Source organism: Kamptonema formosum PCC 10802 (assembly GCF_000332335.1).
Taxonomy (GTDB): Bacteria; Cyanobacteriota; Cyanobacteriia; order Cyanobacteriales; family Oscillatoriaceae; genus Oscillatoria.
Genome location: NZ_KB235949.1, coordinates 246,538 through 265,970 on the forward strand (window position 1 = coordinate 246,538; position 19,433 = coordinate 265,970).

Here is a 19,433-nt window from a genome sequence, read left to right on the forward strand (position 1 = left end):
CTCCTGTCCCACACCTAGAGTAGCCAAGACAAGATTTGATGAGTTATTAAACGAAAATTTTCTAATTATGAAATGGGTAAGCATTAGCATATTTAAGTTCTGCGGTGTGAGTTTAGATAGCTTACGGTTATTTACTCAAGGAAACTAGCCGGTGGGGCGGGTGTTCCGCTATTGGCGGGGGCGAGACGGAGGCGGCAAGGTGAATAGACTCGCGGGCATGGGCCAAGGGCATATTTATCAAGTTATTAAACGGAATTGGCATAAAACTGAGATTGGGAAGCATTAGCTGACTTTAGATGTGCGGTTTAAGTTTAGATAGATTACGGTTATTTAGTCAAGAAAATAGCCGGTGGGACAAGGGCGGCAGCTTCAAGACTTGACGGCATTGGGGGCACCGGCACTGGGGGCACCGGCACTGGGGGCACCGGCACTGGGGGCACCGGCACTGGGGGCACCGGCACTGGGGGCACCGGCACTGGGGGCACCGGCACTGGGGGCACCGGCACTGGGGGCACCGGCAGGAGCAATTGCTAAGTGATTAAACGTACTTTGCGAAAAGCAAAGATTGGTAAGCGCTGCTTGTGTTAAGTTGCGCTATTTAATTTTATAAATTTTCCGGTTATTTAGTTAAGAAAACTAGCCGGTGGGACGGGTGTTGCTGGCGAGGGCATGACGGGGGCGGCGTTAGCGCTGCGCACTCGGAGGGAGCTGCTGAACAAATTTACCGGCATCGGGCATTGGGCATCGGGCATTGGCCATTGGGCACCGGCCACCGGCATTCGGGGGGCAGGCCGGGAAAATTTACTAAGTGATTAAACGTAAATTTAAAAAATTTGTTTGTGATTTATAAGCTTTGCTATGTTTAAAAGGCGGTGTTTTAGTTTAGATAGCTTACGGTTATTTAGTTTAGAAAGCTAGCCGGTGGGACGGGGGCGGCAGCTTCAAGACTTGACGGCATGGGGCACCGGCATTTGGGCACCGGCATCGGGCCACCGGCATTGGGGGCACAGGCACTGGGGGCACCGGCATCGGGGCACCGGCATCGGGGCACCGGCATCGGGGCACCGGCATTGGGATCAGAGCTATTCGCTAATTGATTAAACGTAAATCTTAAAAATATGTTAGTTTTAAACCTTGCTTTATAATAGGCAGGGCGTTTTAATTTAGATATTTTACGGTTATTTAGTCTAGAAAACTAGCCGGTGGGACGGATGTTCCGGGCGGGGGCATGACTGGGGCGGGGAGCTGAACAGAAAAACCGGCACCGGCAATAGCCCTACAGAAAATCTCAACCGGCTGCTGTCTGTCTCCCTGCAAACACCGGCAACTGTAACCGGAACCCTCAATGGAGCTATCTCAGCCCACACGGTAGCCGGCAGGCTAGCAGTGCTGTTTGAGCCTTGTTGCTCTTGCTGAGCACCGGCACCGGCAACGCGCTTGGGCGTGCTGTTGGAATCGCCGGGAGAGCCAGCACAACATTGCAGTGAGTGCCGGTTCGATGCTTCTCAACCGTCACATGTCAACCTTCTCGATAACCTGTTGCTGGAGAGCAACAAACTTATTCAGGCTACTCATGACTGCACTCCAATTGCTTTTTTAAGTCCCTACAGTCTTGTTGTAAGGGTATGTCTAACACTGTAGCAATGGATAGAGCGCCATCGCAATGGGAAACAGCCAAATCCAAGTCACCCATTTGATAATGAAGCTCTGCTAGATTGTAAAAAACGAGCGCCGAGCTGGCAGGATCGTTAATTTCTCTAAAGATTTCCAGTGCTGCACGCAAGCATTCCCAAGCTTCTGTATATTGTTCGAGTTCGCTTTTAGCATTTCCTAAATTACATAATGCTGCCGCTTCTTCTTCGCGATCGCCGATCTGTCGTGCTATATCTAAATGATGCTGATAGTATTCAATTGCTTTTGGATAGTTCCCTAGATCGTAGTATGCAGAACCTATATTACTCACTGCTCTTCCTACTTCAATAGGAGCATTTATCTCCTGCGCCACAGCTAAAGACTGTTCCAAATATAAAATTGCTTGATGATGGTTGGCCAAAGCGTTGTAAGCAAGACCTATCAACCTTAATGTTACTGCTTTTTGCCAATGGTTTTCCAATTGGCGAGCTACATCCAAACTTGCGAAATAAAAATCTAGGGCTTTCTCGTACTCTCCTAAGCAATCGTAAGCTGCACCCAATCCTCCCAATAAAGCCCTTATTTTGGGTAGGTTTTCTACCTGTCTGGCAACAATCAAACTTTGTTGGTAGCACTCTATAGCTTCCTGATACTTTGCTATAGAATCGTAGGTCATTGCCAAATTTCCTGAAGCTTGTCCTATTCCAGCTTGATCGCCTATCTCCTGACTAATGATTAAGCTTTGCTGATAGCACTCAACAGCTATTGTGTGCTCTCCCAGCGCTTGATAAACTAAACCGAGATTATGCAGCACTTTTCTTTCGTTGGCGCGGTCGCCAATTTGCCGCGTCATATTTAAGCTTTGCTGTAAACAGTCAATTGCCTTTGCGTAATCTCCTAAAAAGTAGTAGGTAAGACCTAGACTGCACAATGCGATACCTTCAATAGTGCGATTGCCAATTTCTTTGGCAACGGTCAAGCTTTGTTGAGCGCAATTAATAGCTTCTTGGTAGTTTTTGAGCGAATAGTAAGCAATGCTGAGATAATTCAGTGCCGTTCCTTCAGCGGAGCGATCGCCTACTTCTCTGGCAATGGTTAAACTCTGCTGGCAAAAGTCGAGCGCCAGTTCGTAATTTTCCATTGCTAGATAGAGCGCAGCGAAGGCTCCTAATGATTCTCCTTCCCGACTGCGATCGCCAATTTTTCTAGCAATATTTAAACTTTGTTGGCAGGACTGAATTGCCAATTTATACTCTGTCAGGAAAGTGTAGGCATTCCCTAAGTTGCCCAATGCTATCAATTCTCCCTGGCGATCGGTAATCTCGCGGGCAATGTTTAACTGTTGCTGGCAGAAATCAACTGCTTGACGGTAATTGCCGGCAGATAAGTAAGCATGGCCAATGTTACCCAATGCCGTTCCTTCTCCTGCTCGGTTGCCTATTTTTTGAGCTATTTCTAAGTCCTGCTGATAGTAGTTAATTCCTCGCTCGTAATCTCCCAAGTAAACGTAAGCAGTACCCAAATTTCCCAGCGCTACTCCTTCAGCCTCCCAATCTCCCAGAGAACGGGAAATTGCTAAACTTTGTTCGCAGGCTGCAATCGCTTCTTGGTACTTTCCTTGGGAGTTGTAAACTTTACCCAGACTGCTCAGAGAGCGTCCAATACTCGCGCGATCATTTCTGTTTTGAGCGCTTTCTAAGCTCTGTTGCAGATGTGAAATTGCTATTTCATATTGTCCTTTAGAGCTGTAAGTAATACCCAAACCTCTGAGAGCTAATTCTTCGTCTTCTCGATCTTTTAATTCGCGGGCTATGGCTAAACTTTTTTGGTGGCATTCAATCGCTTTTTCATAATCTCCCATAGCGAAATAAGCACCTCCGAGGTTATTCAACGAAGTTGCATCAACGCTAGAATCCAAATTGCCTAAAAGATTATTGCAAAGTTCGATCTTTTCGCGGTAGTACCCCCACAGAGTTAACTGTAGGTGTAACTCTTGAGCGAGTGGTGGATTGAGACGAGTAGAAAAGACGGCGATCGCTTCTTGCCAAGCGGCGACGGCAAAAAGATGGTGACAAGTTTCTAGGTATCCCCGCACCTTGTCCAGATTGGAAGCATCTTGCGGTGGCTTGTATTTTGTCAGCCAATTAATTACGGCTCGATATTGGGCGCGTAGCTGAGGCGATATTTTGCGAAGTTTCAGAGAAGTTGGAGACAACCCTATTTGCGATAAAACTAACTCTCCAGAAGGTAAAATATCTTGGTTTTCTATGTTTTGCTGCTGTGTTCCGAGTGCTTCGTTAGCCATTTTCAAAAATCTCTTGACTGCTATACCTTGGGGTCTGTGGGCCGCGATACGCAAGATTACTCATTTTGCCAATCTAGCTGTTTTTCCATAAGTGACGCCTTGGGGATTCAAGGAGGTATTAATTATAACTAATTGTTTAACTAAGAGGCGCTCTGTTTAAAGAGCTTACTCGCCATCAGCAGCGAGCGCAACCTGAGTTTTTCGCTACCAACATTCGCGAGCAAATCCTCTAAAACTCAAATCTCAAAAAGTAATTCTCTTAACCCGGCTACTGCATTTTTACCGCCCTCTTCTTGCTCAATTACTTGTAATTGCTCCTCTATTATCTCGGCATATTTGTCTATCCCAATTTCCAGCGCTATTTTACTAAGAGTCATCATGACTGTTTCTACGTCAGGAGATTGTATACAGGCAAATATATACAAACTTCGCATTCCTAATAATGTGGCTAGATCGAATTGTTTCATTAAGCGGTAGGCATCGCTTAAATTATGTATTGCTGCTGCTGCTGCCCATTTATCGCCAATTCCAGCGGCAATTCCTAAGCTTTGTTTGTGATATTCAATTGCCGTTTCGTATTGCTCCAAACAGGTATAAGTATTGCCTAAATTACTGAGGGCGTAGGACTCACCTTGGCGATCGCCTATTTTCTGGGCGAGCGCTAATCCTCGCTCGTAATATTTAATAGCTGTCTCGTATTGTCCGGTAGAATTACAAGCTACTCCTAAATTTACTAACGCTGTTTTTTCTCCTTCCAAATATGCTATTTCGCGGGAAAGTTCTAGCTGCTGCTGGTATAAATCCCTGGCTAACGAGTGGTTTTGCAAAGCAAAATAGACATTGCCAAGACTACCTAGCACACTGGCTTCATTTCTTCGATTCCCTGATTTTATAGCAATGGATAAGCTCCCTTGCATATTTTCGGCAGCCTTCTGGTAGTCTCCTAAGAAGTAGTAGACAATCCCTAAATTTACAAGAACGTTAGCTATTCCTTGGTGGTCATCAATCTTGTGGGCGATTTCCAAATGCTGCAGGTGAAACTTAATAGCTTGCTCGTAATTTCCTTGTAGCCGGTGGATAACACCAATATTTCCCAGGAGTTTGCCTTGACCTTTTTCATTAGATATACTAATGAAAATATCCAAGGCTTGTTGGTAAAGATCGATAGCTACTTGATATTGTCTTAAAGAACCATAAATATTGCCAAGATTAGTCAGGGCAGTTGCTTGAGATTCGGGATCGAGAGCGAGCGCCAACTGTTGTTGATGGCACTCAATAGCTTTCTGATAGTTGCCTAGAGCGCGATGTGCTAGACCTACACTATTCAAACAAATATCATCAACTTCATTATTAACTTTTCCTATAAGTTTGCCGCACAAATCTATTTGTTCTCGGTAGTAGCCAAAATCACCGAGTTGATTGTGCAGTGCTTCCTCTAAATAAATACCTTCATAACTATTTAGGGGAGCCGTCGAAGTTGTAACAGGTACTCCTCTCCTAATTAAGTTAGCAGCTTTTTCCCAGGCATCAACGCCGCACAGGTGGTGGAATGCTTCTAGACACCCGCGTAATTGTTCTAATATAGGTGAATCTGGCTCAGATTTGTATTTGGTCAGCCAGTTGATGACCGCTCTGTATTGGGTGCGTTTCCATTTAGGGGTAATAAGCTTTAAAGTAGCTTGTTCAATCCCAAGCTCAGCCAGAACTGAATCACCAGAGGGTATTAGTCGATCCATTGTTTTACACAAAATGAGAAGTTATCTGTTCAATTACTCATGGGAGCGCTCCAATTTTTGTTTTAATTCTCTACACTCTTTTTGTAGAGGGATGTCTAATTCTGTGGCAATAGATAAGGCGCGAGCGCAATACTTAAGAGCGAGAATGCTATCACCTAAATTTTGATTAATCTCTGCCAAGTTATAAAGGGCAATCCCTTCTGTCGGACGAGCGCCAGTTTTTCTAAAAATATTGAGTGCTGTCTGCAAATTTTCTTGAGCTTCTAAATATCGCTCAAGTTTTATTAAGGTGGCTCCCATATTGCACAATGCCATTCCTTCTCTTTGGCGATTACGTAATTTTCGCGCAATCACTAACAACTTTTGATGATACTCAATTGCTATGTTGTGCTTTCCTATAGCATCGTAGGCATGGCCTAAATTTCCTAAAGCTGCGCTTTCTCCATCGCAGTTGCCTATCTCCCGTGCAATAGTTAAGTGTTGTAGGTGATACTCAATTGCTTTGCTGTTATCTCCTACTGCACAGTAGGTGTTACCCAAATTTCCTAAAGCCGTCCCTTCCACTTCGCGCTCGCCTAATTCTCGTGCAATCGCCAACTGTTGCAGGTGGTACTCAATTGCTTTTTCATAGTTACCCAGAGAAAAATAAGCAACACCTAAATTCCCTAGAGATGCGGCAACACTTGAGCGCTCACCAATTTTTCTTGCAATCGCTAAATTCTGATGATAGTAATTAATAGCCGTTTGATATTCTCCCAAGGAGTCATAAGTAACGCCTAAATTCCCTAGCGCCTTTCCCTCTCCAGAGCAATCGCCTATTTCTCTTGCAATAGTTAAATGTTGTTGATAGTAATCGATAGCTTGAGTGTAGTCACCCATTGCGTCAAAGATGTTACCCAAATTTCCCAATTCTCCAGCTTCTCCTAAACGGTCTCCGATTTCTCGCGCAATGGTTAAAGCCTTTTGATGGTAGTCAATAGCCTTGTCGCAATTTCCCAGAGAAAAATGGGTATTTCCTAGATTCCCTAAAGCAGTACCTTCTCCCTCGCGATCACCAATTTCTCTAGAAATAGTCAAATGTTGCTGATGGGAACTAATCGCACGGCGATATTTCCCGAGGGAATCGTATGTAATACCAAGGTTTCCAAGTGCTTTTGCTTCACCAGAACGGTCGCCTATTTCTCTTGCGATAGTCAAATATTGTTCGCTGTTGCTAATTGCTTGTTGATAGTTTCCCTGGATGTAGTAACTAGCACCTAAATTTCCCAGTGCTTTCCCTTCACCCAGACGGTCGCCGATAGTCCGTGCAATATTCAAAGCCTTCTGATGAAACTCTATCGCTAGATTATAATTTCCTATAGCGTCGTAAACATTACCCAGATTCCCTAAAGCTGTTTGTTCTCCCTTGCGATTACTAATTTCTCGCACAATTTCTAAAGCTCGCTGATGGTAATCAAGTGCTTTAGAGTAGTTTGCTTGGTTATAATATACATTTCCCAGATTACCTAGCGCTGCGGCAAAGCCGGATTTATCGCCAATTTCTTGGGCTATGTTCAAAGCTTGTTGGTGGTAATCAATTGCTTGGGGATAGTTACCCAAGGAATAATAGGCATTGCCTAAACCACTTAATATTGCTCCAGTATCAACGGATTCCCCAAGATGTTCACCTATTTCTAACGCTATTACCAAGCTTTGCTCAAGCAGTTGTATTGCCTGATAATAGTCCCCTAAAGAATCGTAAACACCACCCAAATTAGTTAGTGCGGCACATTCCCCATCGCGATCGCCTATTTCCTGGCTAATGGTTAAATACTGTTGGTAATATGAAATAGCTTGTTTATAGTCTCCTAATGCACTGAAAACATTACCTAAGCCACAAAAAGCAACTGCTTCTCTAGAACAATCATTTGTTTGTCGTGCAATGACTAGTTGCTGCTGATGGTAATTAATTGCATGGGGGTAGTCTCCTAGAGAAATGTGGGCATTTCCCAAACCATTTAAACAAAGGCTGTCCCAGTATAAATCTACCTTACCTAAAGTTTTACTGTAGAATTCAATTCTTTGGTGTTCGTAGCCCCACGTTTCCAGTTGAATATGTAACTGTTCATTAGTAGGTGTATTGAGGTTAATACAAATTATGTCACAGGCTCTTTCCCAATTACCCACCTCACAAAGATGGTGAAATGCTTCCAGGCAACCACGTACAATTTGTAAATTTGAAGCATCTAGTTGTGGTTTATATTTTGTCAGCCAATTAACAACAGCGCGATATTGAGTTCGCGTCCAGGGATTTTTAATAAACTTTAGGGTTGTTGGTTCAATACCTAGTGTTGCTAGAATCGAATCACCAGAAGGTACGATAGTTTCTTCATCTAAAACTGTGTCATCTTGGAAATCTAACTCACTCGGTTTACTCATTATCTTACCTCAAAGATTTTTATAATTTTTTTATTCCATTCATGGCAGTTTTTTGAGACAACACATGATGCACGAGCGAAGCCGCAGCAGCAGCAGCTAAGGGTTGATGCTTTTTGTGTTTTTTTCCATCTCCCCAGTCGCAGATAGACTTCACTAAAATCCATGCTGTACCTACGCGCCCTGATGCTGCACAAAGCCCCGCCCCTTCCATTTCTCCTCCCACTGCTTGGGGAAACTTATGAAATAGAGTGGCTTTGAAATCTGGATTATCAACTAACTTTTCCCCGGACAGAATAGAACTGACAATGAGGCTACAATATGAACCGTCGGGACGAGCAAACTGCCAATTTTGAACGTTTTCAAAACGATTCAGCAATATTGTGTTACTTGGTGGAATGCTACCGCGATAAATTATCTCTTCCCCAACACGCTGCTGTTCGTAAGAGATAATTTGTGATGCAACTAACACATCCCCTATCTTTTGCTTAGTCGGATCTTTACCAAAGGCGATACCGACCATGATAATTGCTTTGGGATTCCAGAGACGTTGAGCTTGCTCAGTTGCTAGAATCACAGAGCCGTCACCGATTGCTCCCATCCTACACTTAGTAACGACAGTATTGTACGCGCCGAATTTTCCCAGATAGTAAGTTTCTGGTCCAGAGTAAACCAGTAAAATTTTTTTTCTTCTGGGATAAGGTTTTAGGAGGTGTGTTACAGATATCAATTCGACATCTGTTGCGGTAATAATAACGGCATCAATTTCCTTTTTTAGTAAATCGCATTTGTTTTCATGAGTTTCTTGACTGTCAGGAAGGTTTGGAGAATACCACGGCTGTTCCTCAATCCGATATTCTTGTTCCTCTTGAGAAGTTGGTAAATTTGAACGTAATTCACCCCCGCCCAAGTGGGGTGTATCTCTCTGTAGTTGATTTGTAAAAAACTTTAACAGATTATTTTGTTCTTGAATTTGATTGATTAAAAACTCATTTAATGACTGAGAGCTATCCGCAGGTTTATCTTGCACTAAATTATTCTTAACCTTCTGGCATACTTCTGCTAAGGGAGTTTTTATTCTGTTGGTAATCATCAAAGCCTGCTCTACAAAATCAATGGCTTCATGCCGATGACCTAAAATTTGATTAACCTCTGCCAAACTTTTTAGAACTCGTGCCTCTTCAATGGGATTTTCAATTTCTCTAAAAATTTCCAGCGCTTCGTACAATTTTTCTAGAGATTCAGAATATTGTCCTAATTCTCTATGAGTTATTGCCCAATTAGCTAAAGCTTCTCCTTCTCCCAGTCTGTCTCCAATATCACGAGCAATTATTAGAGATTTTTGATGATAGTTAGTTGCAGATTCATATTCTCCTAAACTATGGTAAATAACTCCTATACTTCCCTGTCTTTTAGCCTTGCCTTTTGCATCTCCAAGATCTAGCGCTATTTTTAGAGACTGCTGATAATATTCAAGTGCGGTGAGGTAATCTTCCATCAAGTAATAGGCAGTTCCCAGACTCCATAGCGCATCTCCCTCACCAGCTATTTCGCCAATCTCTTTAGCAATTTCCAGTTCTTGCTTGTAATATTCAATAGCTATTTCATACTGTCCCATAGCAGTTTGAATATTTCCTAGTCCAGCTAGAGCAATTCTTCTACCTCTTTTATGCTCGACTCTGATAGCGATTTCTTGACTTTGCAGATAGTATCTAGTTGCTTTCTGAAATTCTCCTATAAAATTAAAGCTATTTCCCAGACCTATTAGGGCAATGACTTCTATCCATCGCTCGCCAAGCTCTTGAGAAATCTTCAATTGCTTTTGATAATACTCTATCGCTTGGTTACGATTTCCCATAGCCAGATAGGCGTTGCCTAGACCTCCGATGGCAATTCCTTCTAGTCGATATGCTGAAACTTTATGTGCAATTTCTACACTTTGCGAATAGTAATCAGTTGCTTCACCTAGTTTGCCTTTAGCCAGATATACGTCGCCCAAACCATTTAAACAAATTGCATCTGTAATGGGATGAACTTTGTATAAAACTGTTTCATAAAGCTCAATTTGTTCTCGATAGTAACCCCAGGTATTCAGTTGATTATGCAATTCTTCTTTTGTAGGAGTATTGAGGCGAGTCATGATAACTGTATATGCTTCAGCCCAAGATTCTGCCTTTCCAAGATGGTAAACAGCTTCTAAGAAACCTTTAACTTGCTCTAACTTGGTTGCTGATGGCAAAGGTTTGTACATCAATAGCCAGTTGGTAACAGCTATGTATTGATTACGTTTCCACAATGGCTTGATGGATTTCAGTGTTGCTATATCAATACCAAGTTCTGCCAATACAGACTCTCCAGGGGGTGTAATGTAAACCCTTTGGTGAGCCTGTTGTTCTTCATGAGCGAACTCGCCAAGATTATTCGTCATCGTCATCGAGTTTTCTTAAATGTTCAAGCGACACACCCCGGATTAAATTATGCTGCCTTAATAAACATCGATCGCGCTCAACCACTTCTTCCACTAAATAGCGATCGCGCAACGCATCCAGTGCCACCTGTTGTTCCTCTTCATCCCGATCCCAATCTTCCAAATGACTCAGCCAAAAATCCTCTGGTACTGGACAGCGATAAACTGAAGCTTCGCACAACAATATATAGGCATAGCGAACATCTTGTGCCAATCGATTAAAAGTCTTTTCCAGCCGCACTCGCACATTCCTTCGTAAGCTGCGCGTATATCGATGGAGGTTAAACTTATCATCGGCTGATGCTGTTATTCCTTTCGTTGTTGCTTCCTCGATCGCCTTTTCAACTTCTTCTACTTCCTTACCGTACTGATTCCAGTAAGCTAGAACATTACCATCAAAAGGCTGATTTCTAATTTCCCCAGCAATCACCCGCAAAGCTAAAGGATGCCCTTCATAAGCACGCCCAATCCTTTCTAAATAGGGCTTACCTCCTGATTCTGTACCAACATCTAAACCTGTTTTCTCAAACAACGCCAACCGTTCTATTTCTTCCAGTCCGCTCAGCGGTTGACAATACCAAAAATTTTGATATCTTGTTCCTATGGTTGGGAGCTGAGCTGGTAAATCTTGAGAAGTTAGAATAATAGAACTTTCGCAAGAATCTGCTGCTAGCAAATTTTGAAAAAATCTTACCCACCACTCATCTTGAAAATCGCTCCATCCTTCCTCTTCATTTCCCTGCAATATTTTTTCCAAAGAATCAATTTGGACTAAATAGCGATTCTCTCTTAGATGTCTCACCAATCTATATAGCAGGCGTTGAGTATCTTTACGGTCTTCTGGCGTGATGAGTTCGCCCCACTTTTCCAACCACCTCGCCGCTACACTGGCAAAATCAGAAGTTTGCTCCTCATTATCAAAATTCTCTTCGTGAAACTTCGTCCAGTCACCATCAAACCAGTCCGACAACTCTACTGCTAATCTTTCGCCCAATGCCGTTTTCCCAATACCTGTAATTCCTACCAGTATCAATAAGCGACAGGACTCTCGAACCCGACGGCTCAAATCCCGAATCAGATTTTCCCGACCAACCCATGTATCATCAAGAGCAAAAAAATTGGTAGAACGAGCTTGAGCTTCTGGTAAACTCTCAATTGTAGAAGATTCGGATTCATCCTGAAAAAGCTGTTTGCGATCGCGCGGCGGTAAGGTGCGTAATTTGCCTAAATTGGGTTTACGAGTGCGCGGTTGATTCGTCAGTCGGAGGTAAAGCTGTTCGTACCCATCTTCTCGGTCAAGTCTGTAGAAGGTAGCACTACGAAGGGGACTGGGGATAAACTCAGAATCTTGAGAAGTAAAGGCAATCGGAATAAACTTTGAATTATTCCCTTGGGCATCGTAGAGTTCCTGAATAATGACACCTCCTTCCCAAGTTACCCCCTTCCCTTTCCCGATTTCTTCGTGTCCCCGAAATCTGCGGTCATACTGTTGCGTACAAACGATTAGGGTATAGTCCGACGCTTCAACTTGATTCAGCATCCAGCGTTGCCATCCTTCAGACGGCGACTCCTCATACTGATCTATGTTGGCATCAATCCCATCTTCCAGAAGACGATCTGCAAGTGCCAGTACCTGTTCTTTATGTTGCTGGGAGTCATGGCTATAGCTGATAAAAACTTTTGGAGGTTTAGCGTTATAATTAATAGTTTGAGTAGATTCAGGTAACCGAAGCGGCAAAGTAGCTTGTGAAGAAGATGACTTACCCGCCTCTTCCATTGGAAGCTTCTTCAAAATCTCAAAAGCAAAGGCACTAGCATTACGAGCAGCAATTTCCTGAGAACCACCCGCATCGGCTGCACTCTTACCATCAATCAGATCGGAAATTCCCCGGATAACCAGTGCCGATACTTGCGGATTGGCATAAGCCGCTTGGAGTAGTCCCCGCCCCTCCATTTCCACCGCTACCGCATCACCATAGTTCAACTGAAGGAACTTAAACACGCTGGATTTGGTTGAAGCAATCACCTTTTCCCCAGCGGCAATGGGTGCAACGAATACGCGGGGAGTCGAACTCGATGGCGATGCCAGTCTTTGCCGCCAGTCTGATTTTTTGGACTCAGCCCTGGCTCGCTGAATTAGATTGTATGTAGAAAGCCCTAAATCGGGTCTGGGTTGAAATTTCTGTTTTGCCTTACCTGATTCATAGCCATAGACTTTCGTCGCGGCTACCACATCGCCAAGGGCTACATCCTTGATACCTCCAGCAACTCCCACAAAGAGTATGACACTGGGATTAAAATAGGCGATCGCTCTTTCCGCTTCCACCCCCGCACCCGCATTGCCCGCACCCACCTCGACAATCCCAACTTCCCATGACTCACCGTTAGCGAAAAATTTTCCTCGCTCATAAATTGTTCCCTGGGGATGCATCTCCTCTTGGAGATCCCTCAGATGAGTACGAACAGCCAGATATTCAACCGGCAGAGCAGTTAATATTACTGCACGAGGCATGGGTTAATCCTTCGAGGAACCTGAACATTTACTATTCTGGCTCTTCTTTGGGGATTTGTCTAGAGTCTGAAAAATTTCTTTAACTTGCTGAACAATGCTTCCTTATCAGTCACAATAGACGTTTGAGGAACTCTAACCGGGCCATGACTAACAAAGACCAAATTCTTGAAATTTTCTTTAAGGAATACGACAAGCTCAAGTCAGAGGAGGCTCAGCGAATTGGTTTTCGAGACAACCTACTTTACGTGACACTGGGCTTGTTTGCAACGGTTATCTCGTTTGCACTTTCCAACTCATCCAACTATTACGCTTTACTGGTAATCCCTTGGATTTGCCTAATCCTCGGTTGGACTTATCTGGTTAATGATGAGAAGATTACAGCGATTGGCAGGTACATTCGCCTCAAACTGGTGGATAAGGTTAAGGAGCATACGGGCTATACGGAGCTGGAAACCCTTTTTGGTTGGGAAATTGCCCACCGTAGCGACAAGCACCGCAAACGCCGCAAGATTTGGCAGTTGATTGTTGACGAAATTACATTTGTCTTTTCGGGTGTAGTTGCGCTGTCCGCATTCTGGTTTCTGGTATCCCAACCGCCCCTAGCGATAACTATTCTGTCCGGGGTAGAGCTTCTGCTTCTAATTGTTTTGGGAGTAGAGATATTCATTTATGCTGACCTGGCAGAGGGGCGATAGGGTTTGATGCTCAGGGTTTAAACCGAGTTGAGAAAACTGAAGTAATTCTACAACTGTGGCAGTTATGCCAAACTCCGAACGCAATGCGCCGGCAGTATGGCAAACGGTTCAACCTCTCAACACCCCTGGGCTTTTCACTCTTCCCCAAACAGGAGCGCTTCCATGTGACCCAGCAGTTCTTCCAGCTTAGCACCCTTTAACAGTCTCTGCTTTTTGGCCCTTCCCTTTACCTTGAAGTCTAGCCAGACGTTGCTCTCGCAGACCAATTTCTACGATCGCAATTAATTCATCAAGCTGGAGTGTGAGCAAATCGATTTGTTGGTTAACTTCGCGCCACCTAGCGACACTTCGCTCTCTCATCTGGGGGTCGGGTATTTGGAGTTGTGGGTTCATGGCAGATTCCAATTTTGTTTGGTTTCAGAAATGCTTGCCTCTACAGCACCGATTAATGCCTCAGTCTGTTCAATGGTTTGAGCCAGTAAGTTCAGCATAGCATCGGTCGCTATTGGCTGGTATTCAGCTATGCCTAGCGCCAGGGTATGCAGACGCGAATAAGGCATTCTCAGCCTCTCGACACTGCTTTGCATCTGCTCTAATTCTGGTAAAGTTGCCTCATTCTCGCCAAACCGTTCAAATAGAGCAAACTCAGTGGCTTTAGCTTCATCAATCAGTTCTACCAACCGTCGCTGCAAGTAAAAGATAGCCGTTAAAGTTTGGTCTGGTAATTTGGCCATTATGCCCCAGATATAAAGAAGACAAGACTGCATTATACTTCATCCCGCCTGATCCCCCCCTGGGCTAGCACCACTTTGATAATCAAGCCCAGTGATAATATGCTTGCGTTGCCTCTTGCAGCGCTTTGTTTAGGGGATCTGCATAGCGAGAGCAAACATTCCCTCACTTGTCCCTGGATTTCCTAGATATGACAGCCATCATCTGCGCCAGCAACGCTGATAGCTCCTCCTGCTGCTCCGGGTCATCCCACACCTTTGATTTGATAATCTCCGCGTAGGCGGACTGTATTTGGCCCTTCAAGGAAGGCGCGGATGGTTTCAGCTCCGCCTGATGTTGGCGGATGCGTTCCTTGATTTGACTCAAGGACAGAGGTTTTGCTATCGCCTCCTCCAACAGCTCTCCCCTAAACTCATCGTCTTTAATCCGGGCGATAGCTTTCGCCTTGGTGTACTCAATCCTCCCGCGGCGTAGAGCTTCTAGGATGTCTTCAGGCAGCTTGAGCAAACGAAGTCGGGTAACGATAAACGACTCCCAGGTCATCTTGCCCAAACCAGCAAAGACTTCCTTTACCTTCTCAAATTCCGGGTTAGGGAAAACGTTTTCCCTAGACGCATCCGATGCGGATTCCCCCTCCGCCGAACCATTTCCCTCAGAAGCTGGAGAGCTTGAAGGGACTGCACCACCGGCACCCCCAGACTCCGACTGCTTTTCCACAGCGTTCTTCATCTTATACAGCACAGAAGGCACAGCCCTCACCTCACAGTCCAGATGGAGCGCCAGCAACTGCAAAATCCCCTCCGCCTCCTCCACTGCATTGAGATCCCCCCGGTGGAGATTTTCCGTGAGCGCCACTTGCAGCGCCTCAAAGTCAGTCAGCTCCCGCACCACCACCGGCACTTCACTCAGTCCAACCGCAATCGCAGCTTTATACCGGCGCTCCCCAGCCACCAGCTCATACTGGCCAATGCCTGCCGGTCGCACCAGAAGCGGCTGCAGGATACCGTGTTCCCTAACGCTCGCCGTTAGCTCCTGCATAGCCCCTTCATCAAAATAATGCCGGGGCTGGTATTTCGCCGGCACAATCGACGCCACCGGCACATATTGAGCAACCGCTGGCAGCTGAGAGCCGGTTGGCTCAAACCCCACATCTCTGTTTTCAGTCCTGGGGTGGGAGTTAGATGAGGTTGAGCGCCGGTGCTGCTGTGAGCCCATTGTTTATTCTGTCTTGGGAGTCTTGTCTTTTTCCCAATCTATCACTATTAGTCCACCACTGCCTCACGTTAACCAAAAAAACGACAAATTCAACAATCCCCCAAAGTCCTGGCCCGCAGCGACGGGACTGGGCGCTCGAAAGCTGGTGCTGCAGCAGCCGGTTGGGCCAAGTCAGTGGCGGAAAGAGCGATTCACCGGCACCCTATCGATTGCCGGTGCCGGTCACCAGCAACAGCTAGCTGCCGGTGCGAGAGCGAGGGTTCACCCTGGCCCCAGCCGATCCGGATATAGCGTTAATAAATAAATGATGGCCCTATTCAATAATTTCATCATATTGGTTGCTGTCGTGTTCTCGATGCTGTTTCATCGATAGCAGAATCTCGTCTAATGGCGTTTTGTCGAGAAACTGATGGCGTTCTTGGGTATAGTCGCCTTGACCCGAAGTAAAGTATTGAATAAACCGGATAGCATCAACGACTCCTAACGAATCGATTAAAGCTTCATATCCTTGTCTTACAATTTCCTGCTGAGTTTTTATCATGGTTTTACTCCTCTGGTTAGGTCACGCTCATTAGCCATTGAACGGGATTGTTAGCGGGTACATTGAGAAGTTTAATATGTAGTTTGGCTTTCTTGATTAGGCGGTCATCTGTGGATAAAAATATATCAGCACGGCTTCGTTCAGCACTGGCGATGTGGGTGGCATCGTAGCCAGAAAATCCTAATTTTACGAGTTCTATAGAACGGTCTTCTATCCATTGGCTGCTGATTACCTTAATTTTAGCAATTCTCAGGATGGCCTTGACGTTATTCAGTCTGTCAAGATCGGGAGTTTGAGCGAGTTCTGCATCTAAGGCGGCGCTGGCGATGAGTTTCCACTGTCCTGATTGGCATTCGCTCAAGATTGTCAGGATTGCTCGGGTTTCTAAGGCGATTCGGGCCTGGTTTTGGTCGTCAAATGGACGATTGAGGCAGCACGCATCTAAATAAATTATGTAGCTTTCACTCATATCAGGCGCGTCCTGCCGGTTAAAAGTTCTTGCATCATGCCTTGTTTGATGGCTTGGGTTTTGGCGCGGCGGTTGTCTAATGCGGCGATCTCGGCATCCATGTCAGAGAGGACTTGGGCGAGCGCTTGCTGTTTTTTCTCTGAAGGTGGAAGAGGTACTTGGAATGCAGCCATGTCTTCCATTGTTTATTCTATCTTGGGTGTCTTGTCTTTTTATCAATCTATCACTCTTTGGCCACCAGTGCCTCACCCCAACTAAAAAAACGACAAATTCAACAATCCCCCAAAGTCCTGGCCCGCAGGGGCGCTCTAGGCGCTACAGCAGCCGGTTGGGCCAAGTCGGTGGCGGAAAGAGCGATTCACCGGCACCCTATCGATTGCCGGTGCCGGGCACCAGTAGCAGCTAGCTGCCGGTGTCCGAGCGAGGGTTCACCCTGGCCCCAGCCGACCCTGATCTTACTGTCTTTTTAAGCGGATATTATACCATAATTGTAAAATTTATACTAGACTATACCTTGTAAGCTCAACGGAAAATTATGCCTCAGGCTACTGAGATATCGGCTCTGTCGCTATTGATAATAGGAGTTTGCGCTCTCCCTTGCCGTGCCGGTGGAGCGAGCTGGGAGGTTTTGGTAGAGCGTGCCGAAATTCATTCCCGAACAAGTGCTACCATTACGCTCAAGACGGTTGACAAACAGTGGGGGCACCCACAATGTCCGGTTAGAACTGTTATCATTGAATACAGACCCGAACTTCTTGGGCAGCGAACCTGGAGCAAAAGCACTGTCACTGAAGCAACGCACGTGAAAGCTGTCGAGTATCTCCGTCAAGCTCACACTCAAAGGAAAGTGATTCGATTTGGCGAGATAGGAGAGGGTTTGGTCCGTGAAGAAAAGAAGGCAGACGGGCTGTCTCAATTGATGGAGCTGTTTGGCTCTTTATTCAACTTCGGGAAAAAGACTGAGGCGCAACCGCCAGATTTATCCCCAGCTCAAGCTTGCACTTTCAATAGCAGGGGAGTTGCTGTTCTTGATGAGGGTGGAGGCAAACAAGCAGTATACTCCTTTTACTGGCCAATCTAGCGAGAGCCGGCATGGGGCATGGGGCGTGGGGCATGGGGCGTGGGGCATGGGGCATTGGGCATGGGGGCTATTTGAGTAGTGATTAAACGTAATTTGTATCATTCTGACATCTGTAAACTTTAGCAATATTATGTGCCGGCGTTTAAGGTTAGATAGATTACGGTTATTTAGTCAAGGAAACTAGCCGGTGGCGGGGGCGGCAGTTTCAAGACTTGACGGCACCGGCAGGCAATTTGGATGTGTGATTAACCGTAATCTGTAGAAACATGAAACTTATAACCCTTACCGGGGTTAATCGCCAGAGTTTAAACTTAGATAGATTCCGGTTATTTACTCAAGGAAACTAGCCGGTGGGGGCTAGACCGGCGCGGGGAGCTGAACAGACTCGACGGCGTTGCGGAGTTCGAGGAGTTTTTCCGCCGCCTCACCTTTAGTCAGTACAGATTCAGCCGTAGCGAAACCGGCACTGAGATCCGGGGAAACGCCGCAGCGCCACAGGTAAAACCCGCCATTCCAGATGGCAGATTTCATCAGCTCCGAGGGTTCGCCGCGCAACACGGATTGCGTGTCTTCCAGCAGTTTTGCGGTGGATTCCAAGGGCGGGTTGGCACCGGCAAATCCGAAATCCCGGGGGTGCAGGTGCAGGCGCTCGAAAGGTTGGTCCGGGTTGGCTATCCCGATAATCGCCGTGCGCTCGCGGGGCAAATCGCAGCTGCCTTCCAGCCCCTTCACCGTGGTGAACAGCTGGGTGCCTCGCAGGGCGTGCGCTTCGCGGAACATCTCTTCTGTGGGCGGGTGGACAAACCCAGAAACAATGTGTTTGTCACCGGCATAAGGGCACCAGATTAACTCCAAAGTCGCCAGCGGCGGGCGCTTGCCAATTTGGAAGCGGTAGGGAACAATCTCGTAAGCGTGGGGAAAATGCTGGGGGAGATAGACAAATCCCAGCAGGGTTTTCTCGAAGACTTGCTGCGCTCGCCCGATATCCAACCCCCCCCAGCGGACGCCCAAACCCTGCCAAATGTCAATCAGCGGCACCCCTTCTTTTGTGGGCATGCGATCGCCCCCGTGCGTCACGGCAGGCACCCCGGCGGCGGCGAGGATTAACGCAGTCAGGTGAGTCACCGGCACATAGCGATCGCGCCCGTCGTAGGGGCAGCCCAAAACAGTCACCGGGCGAGTAAAATTGCCGGGTTGCAACTTTTGCGCCAACTCGTCATAACCGTCGAGCATGCCGGCGAGTTCAACGCCAGTCGGGCGCTTGATGCGGTGAGCGATTAGGAACGCCCCAATCTGCGCCGGTGTCGCTTCCTGCAGCAGCATCATCCGCGTAGCCGCTGCAGCTTCTGAGCGAGTTAAATCCTTGCCGGTGTGGGGACCGCTGCCAACTTTCCGCAGCAATTCCCTGAACGCATCACTCATATAAATACCCACGAGAGCGAAAAATCAGAAAAACTAGATACCCTAATTGATGAAAGCACTATAGCAGCTCTAAATGATTGGCGCAACCGCTCTCGGGCCCAGAACCCCGGTTTCTTAAAGAAACCGGGGTTCTGAAAGTTACACGAAGGATTTAGACACGCTATAGAATGCCGCTCTTCAAATCGGAGAAACCGGCTTTCTTTTCGCTTTC

General features: G+C 46.1%; 18 protein-coding genes. 6 read left to right on the top strand and 12 right to left on the bottom strand.

Annotation, left to right across the window (positions count from 1 at the left end):
- The first annotated feature begins 349 nt into the window (after positions 1 to 349).
- Together OSC10802_RS53495 and OSC10802_RS51730 are read left to right on the top strand one after the other, a co-directional pair.
- Entirely contained in the window at positions 350 to 538 is a 189-nt protein-coding gene (locus OSC10802_RS53495) for a hypothetical protein (RefSeq protein WP_017720788.1), read from the top strand.
- A gap of 383 nt (positions 539 to 921) precedes the next feature.
- Positions 922 to 1,101, top strand: a complete 180-nt coding sequence (locus OSC10802_RS51730; protein WP_155968952.1) for a hypothetical protein — start codon at positions 922 to 924, stop codon at positions 1,099 to 1,101.
- Positions 1,102 to 1,567: 466 nt separating this feature from the next.
- On the opposite strand, the gene OSC10802_RS42760 is transcribed toward OSC10802_RS51730, so the two are convergent.
- From OSC10802_RS42760 to OSC10802_RS0131715, 5 genes are all read right to left on the bottom strand, one after another.
- Positions 1,568 to 3,937, bottom strand: a complete 2,370-nt coding sequence (locus OSC10802_RS42760) for a tetratricopeptide repeat protein (protein ID WP_017720789.1) — start codon at positions 3,935 to 3,937, stop codon at positions 1,568 to 1,570.
- A gap of 236 nt (positions 3,938 to 4,173) precedes the next feature.
- On the bottom strand, positions 4,174 to 5,673 hold the full coding sequence (locus tag OSC10802_RS45040; RefSeq protein WP_017720790.1) for a tetratricopeptide repeat protein: 1,500 nt from the start codon (positions 5,671 to 5,673) through the stop codon (positions 4,174 to 4,176).
- 33 nt (positions 5,674 to 5,706) lie between these two features.
- The gene (locus OSC10802_RS42770; RefSeq protein ID WP_017720791.1) at positions 5,707 to 8,091 is read right to left on the bottom strand and encodes a tetratricopeptide repeat protein; all 2,385 of its coding nucleotides are present in this window, start codon (positions 8,089 to 8,091) and stop codon (positions 5,707 to 5,709) included.
- Positions 8,092 to 8,110: 19 nt separating this feature from the next.
- Complete coding sequence (locus OSC10802_RS0131710) at positions 8,111 to 10,516, bottom strand: tetratricopeptide repeat protein (RefSeq protein ID WP_198525333.1); 2,406 nt, start codon at positions 10,514 to 10,516, stop codon at positions 8,111 to 8,113.
- Complete coding sequence (locus OSC10802_RS0131715; protein WP_026098990.1) at positions 10,506 to 13,067, bottom strand: phosphorylase family protein; 2,562 nt, start codon at positions 13,065 to 13,067, stop codon at positions 10,506 to 10,508. Before OSC10802_RS0131715 ends, OSC10802_RS0131710 begins: the two co-directional genes overlap by 11 nt.
- A 143-nt stretch (positions 13,068 to 13,210) precedes the next feature.
- Here OSC10802_RS0131715 and OSC10802_RS0131720 point away from each other — a divergent pair, with 143 nt between their 5' ends.
- A complete protein-coding gene (locus OSC10802_RS0131720; RefSeq protein ID WP_017720794.1) occupies positions 13,211 to 13,762 on the top strand; it encodes a hypothetical protein in 552 nt (183 codons plus the stop codon).
- 186 nt (positions 13,763 to 13,948) lie between these two features.
- Here the strand turns inward: OSC10802_RS0131720 and OSC10802_RS0131725 are convergent, their stop codons facing one another.
- The 3 genes from OSC10802_RS0131725 to OSC10802_RS0131735 all read right to left on the bottom strand — a co-directional run bounded on the left by OSC10802_RS0131725 (position 13,949) and on the right by OSC10802_RS0131735 (position 15,709).
- Complete coding sequence (locus OSC10802_RS0131725; protein ID WP_017720795.1) at positions 13,949 to 14,155, bottom strand: hypothetical protein; 207 nt, start codon at positions 14,153 to 14,155, stop codon at positions 13,949 to 13,951.
- Positions 14,152 to 14,496, bottom strand: coding sequence for a hypothetical protein (locus OSC10802_RS0131730; RefSeq protein ID WP_017720796.1), 345 nt, complete (start codon positions 14,494 to 14,496; stop codon positions 14,152 to 14,154). Before OSC10802_RS0131730 ends, OSC10802_RS0131725 begins: the two co-directional genes overlap by 4 nt.
- A gap of 163 nt (positions 14,497 to 14,659) precedes the next feature.
- The gene (locus tag OSC10802_RS0131735) at positions 14,660 to 15,709 is read right to left on the bottom strand and encodes a ParB/RepB/Spo0J family partition protein (protein WP_017720797.1); all 1,050 of its coding nucleotides are present in this window, start codon (positions 15,707 to 15,709) and stop codon (positions 14,660 to 14,662) included.
- Positions 15,710 to 15,731: 22 nt separating this feature from the next.
- Between OSC10802_RS0131735 and OSC10802_RS0131740 the strand changes: the two genes are divergently transcribed.
- Positions 15,732 to 16,013, top strand: coding sequence for a hypothetical protein (locus tag OSC10802_RS0131740; protein WP_017720798.1), 282 nt, complete (start codon positions 15,732 to 15,734; stop codon positions 16,011 to 16,013).
- A gap of 9 nt (positions 16,014 to 16,022) precedes the next feature.
- Here the strand turns inward: OSC10802_RS0131740 and OSC10802_RS0131745 are convergent, their stop codons facing one another.
- From OSC10802_RS0131745 to OSC10802_RS42775, 3 genes are read right to left on the bottom strand one after another with little or no spacing between them, the layout of a single operon-like run.
- A complete protein-coding gene (locus tag OSC10802_RS0131745) occupies positions 16,023 to 16,250 on the bottom strand; it encodes a hypothetical protein (protein ID WP_017720799.1) in 228 nt (75 codons plus the stop codon).
- Between the two features lie 16 nt (positions 16,251 to 16,266).
- Positions 16,267 to 16,719, bottom strand: coding sequence for a PIN domain-containing protein (locus OSC10802_RS0131750; RefSeq protein WP_017720800.1), 453 nt, complete (start codon positions 16,717 to 16,719; stop codon positions 16,267 to 16,269).
- Positions 16,716 to 16,901 carry a restriction endonuclease subunit S domain-containing protein gene (locus OSC10802_RS42775; RefSeq protein ID WP_017720801.1) on the bottom strand — a complete coding sequence of 62 codons (186 nt, stop codon included), beginning with the start codon at positions 16,899 to 16,901 and terminating at the stop codon, positions 16,716 to 16,718. The genes OSC10802_RS0131750 and OSC10802_RS42775 overlap by 4 nt, the downstream gene beginning before the upstream one ends.
- Positions 16,902 to 16,918: 17 nt before the next feature.
- On the opposite strand from OSC10802_RS42775, the gene OSC10802_RS51740 reads away from it, so the two are divergent.
- Both OSC10802_RS51740 and OSC10802_RS0131760 read left to right on the top strand, forming a co-directional pair.
- Positions 16,919 to 17,125, top strand: coding sequence for a hypothetical protein (locus tag OSC10802_RS51740; protein WP_155968956.1), 207 nt, complete (start codon positions 16,919 to 16,921; stop codon positions 17,123 to 17,125).
- Positions 17,126 to 17,254: 129 nt separating this feature from the next.
- The gene (locus OSC10802_RS0131760; RefSeq protein ID WP_017720802.1) at positions 17,255 to 17,800 is read left to right on the top strand and encodes a hypothetical protein; all 546 of its coding nucleotides are present in this window, start codon (positions 17,255 to 17,257) and stop codon (positions 17,798 to 17,800) included.
- Between the two features lie 357 nt (positions 17,801 to 18,157).
- Here OSC10802_RS0131760 and OSC10802_RS0131765 read toward each other — a convergent pair whose 3' ends face one another.
- Positions 18,158 to 19,222 (bottom strand): anthranilate phosphoribosyltransferase family protein, encoded by a 1,065-nt coding sequence (locus OSC10802_RS0131765; protein WP_026098991.1) that lies wholly within the window; start codon positions 19,220 to 19,222, stop codon positions 18,158 to 18,160.
- Between the last annotated feature and the right edge of the window lie 211 nt (positions 19,223 to 19,433).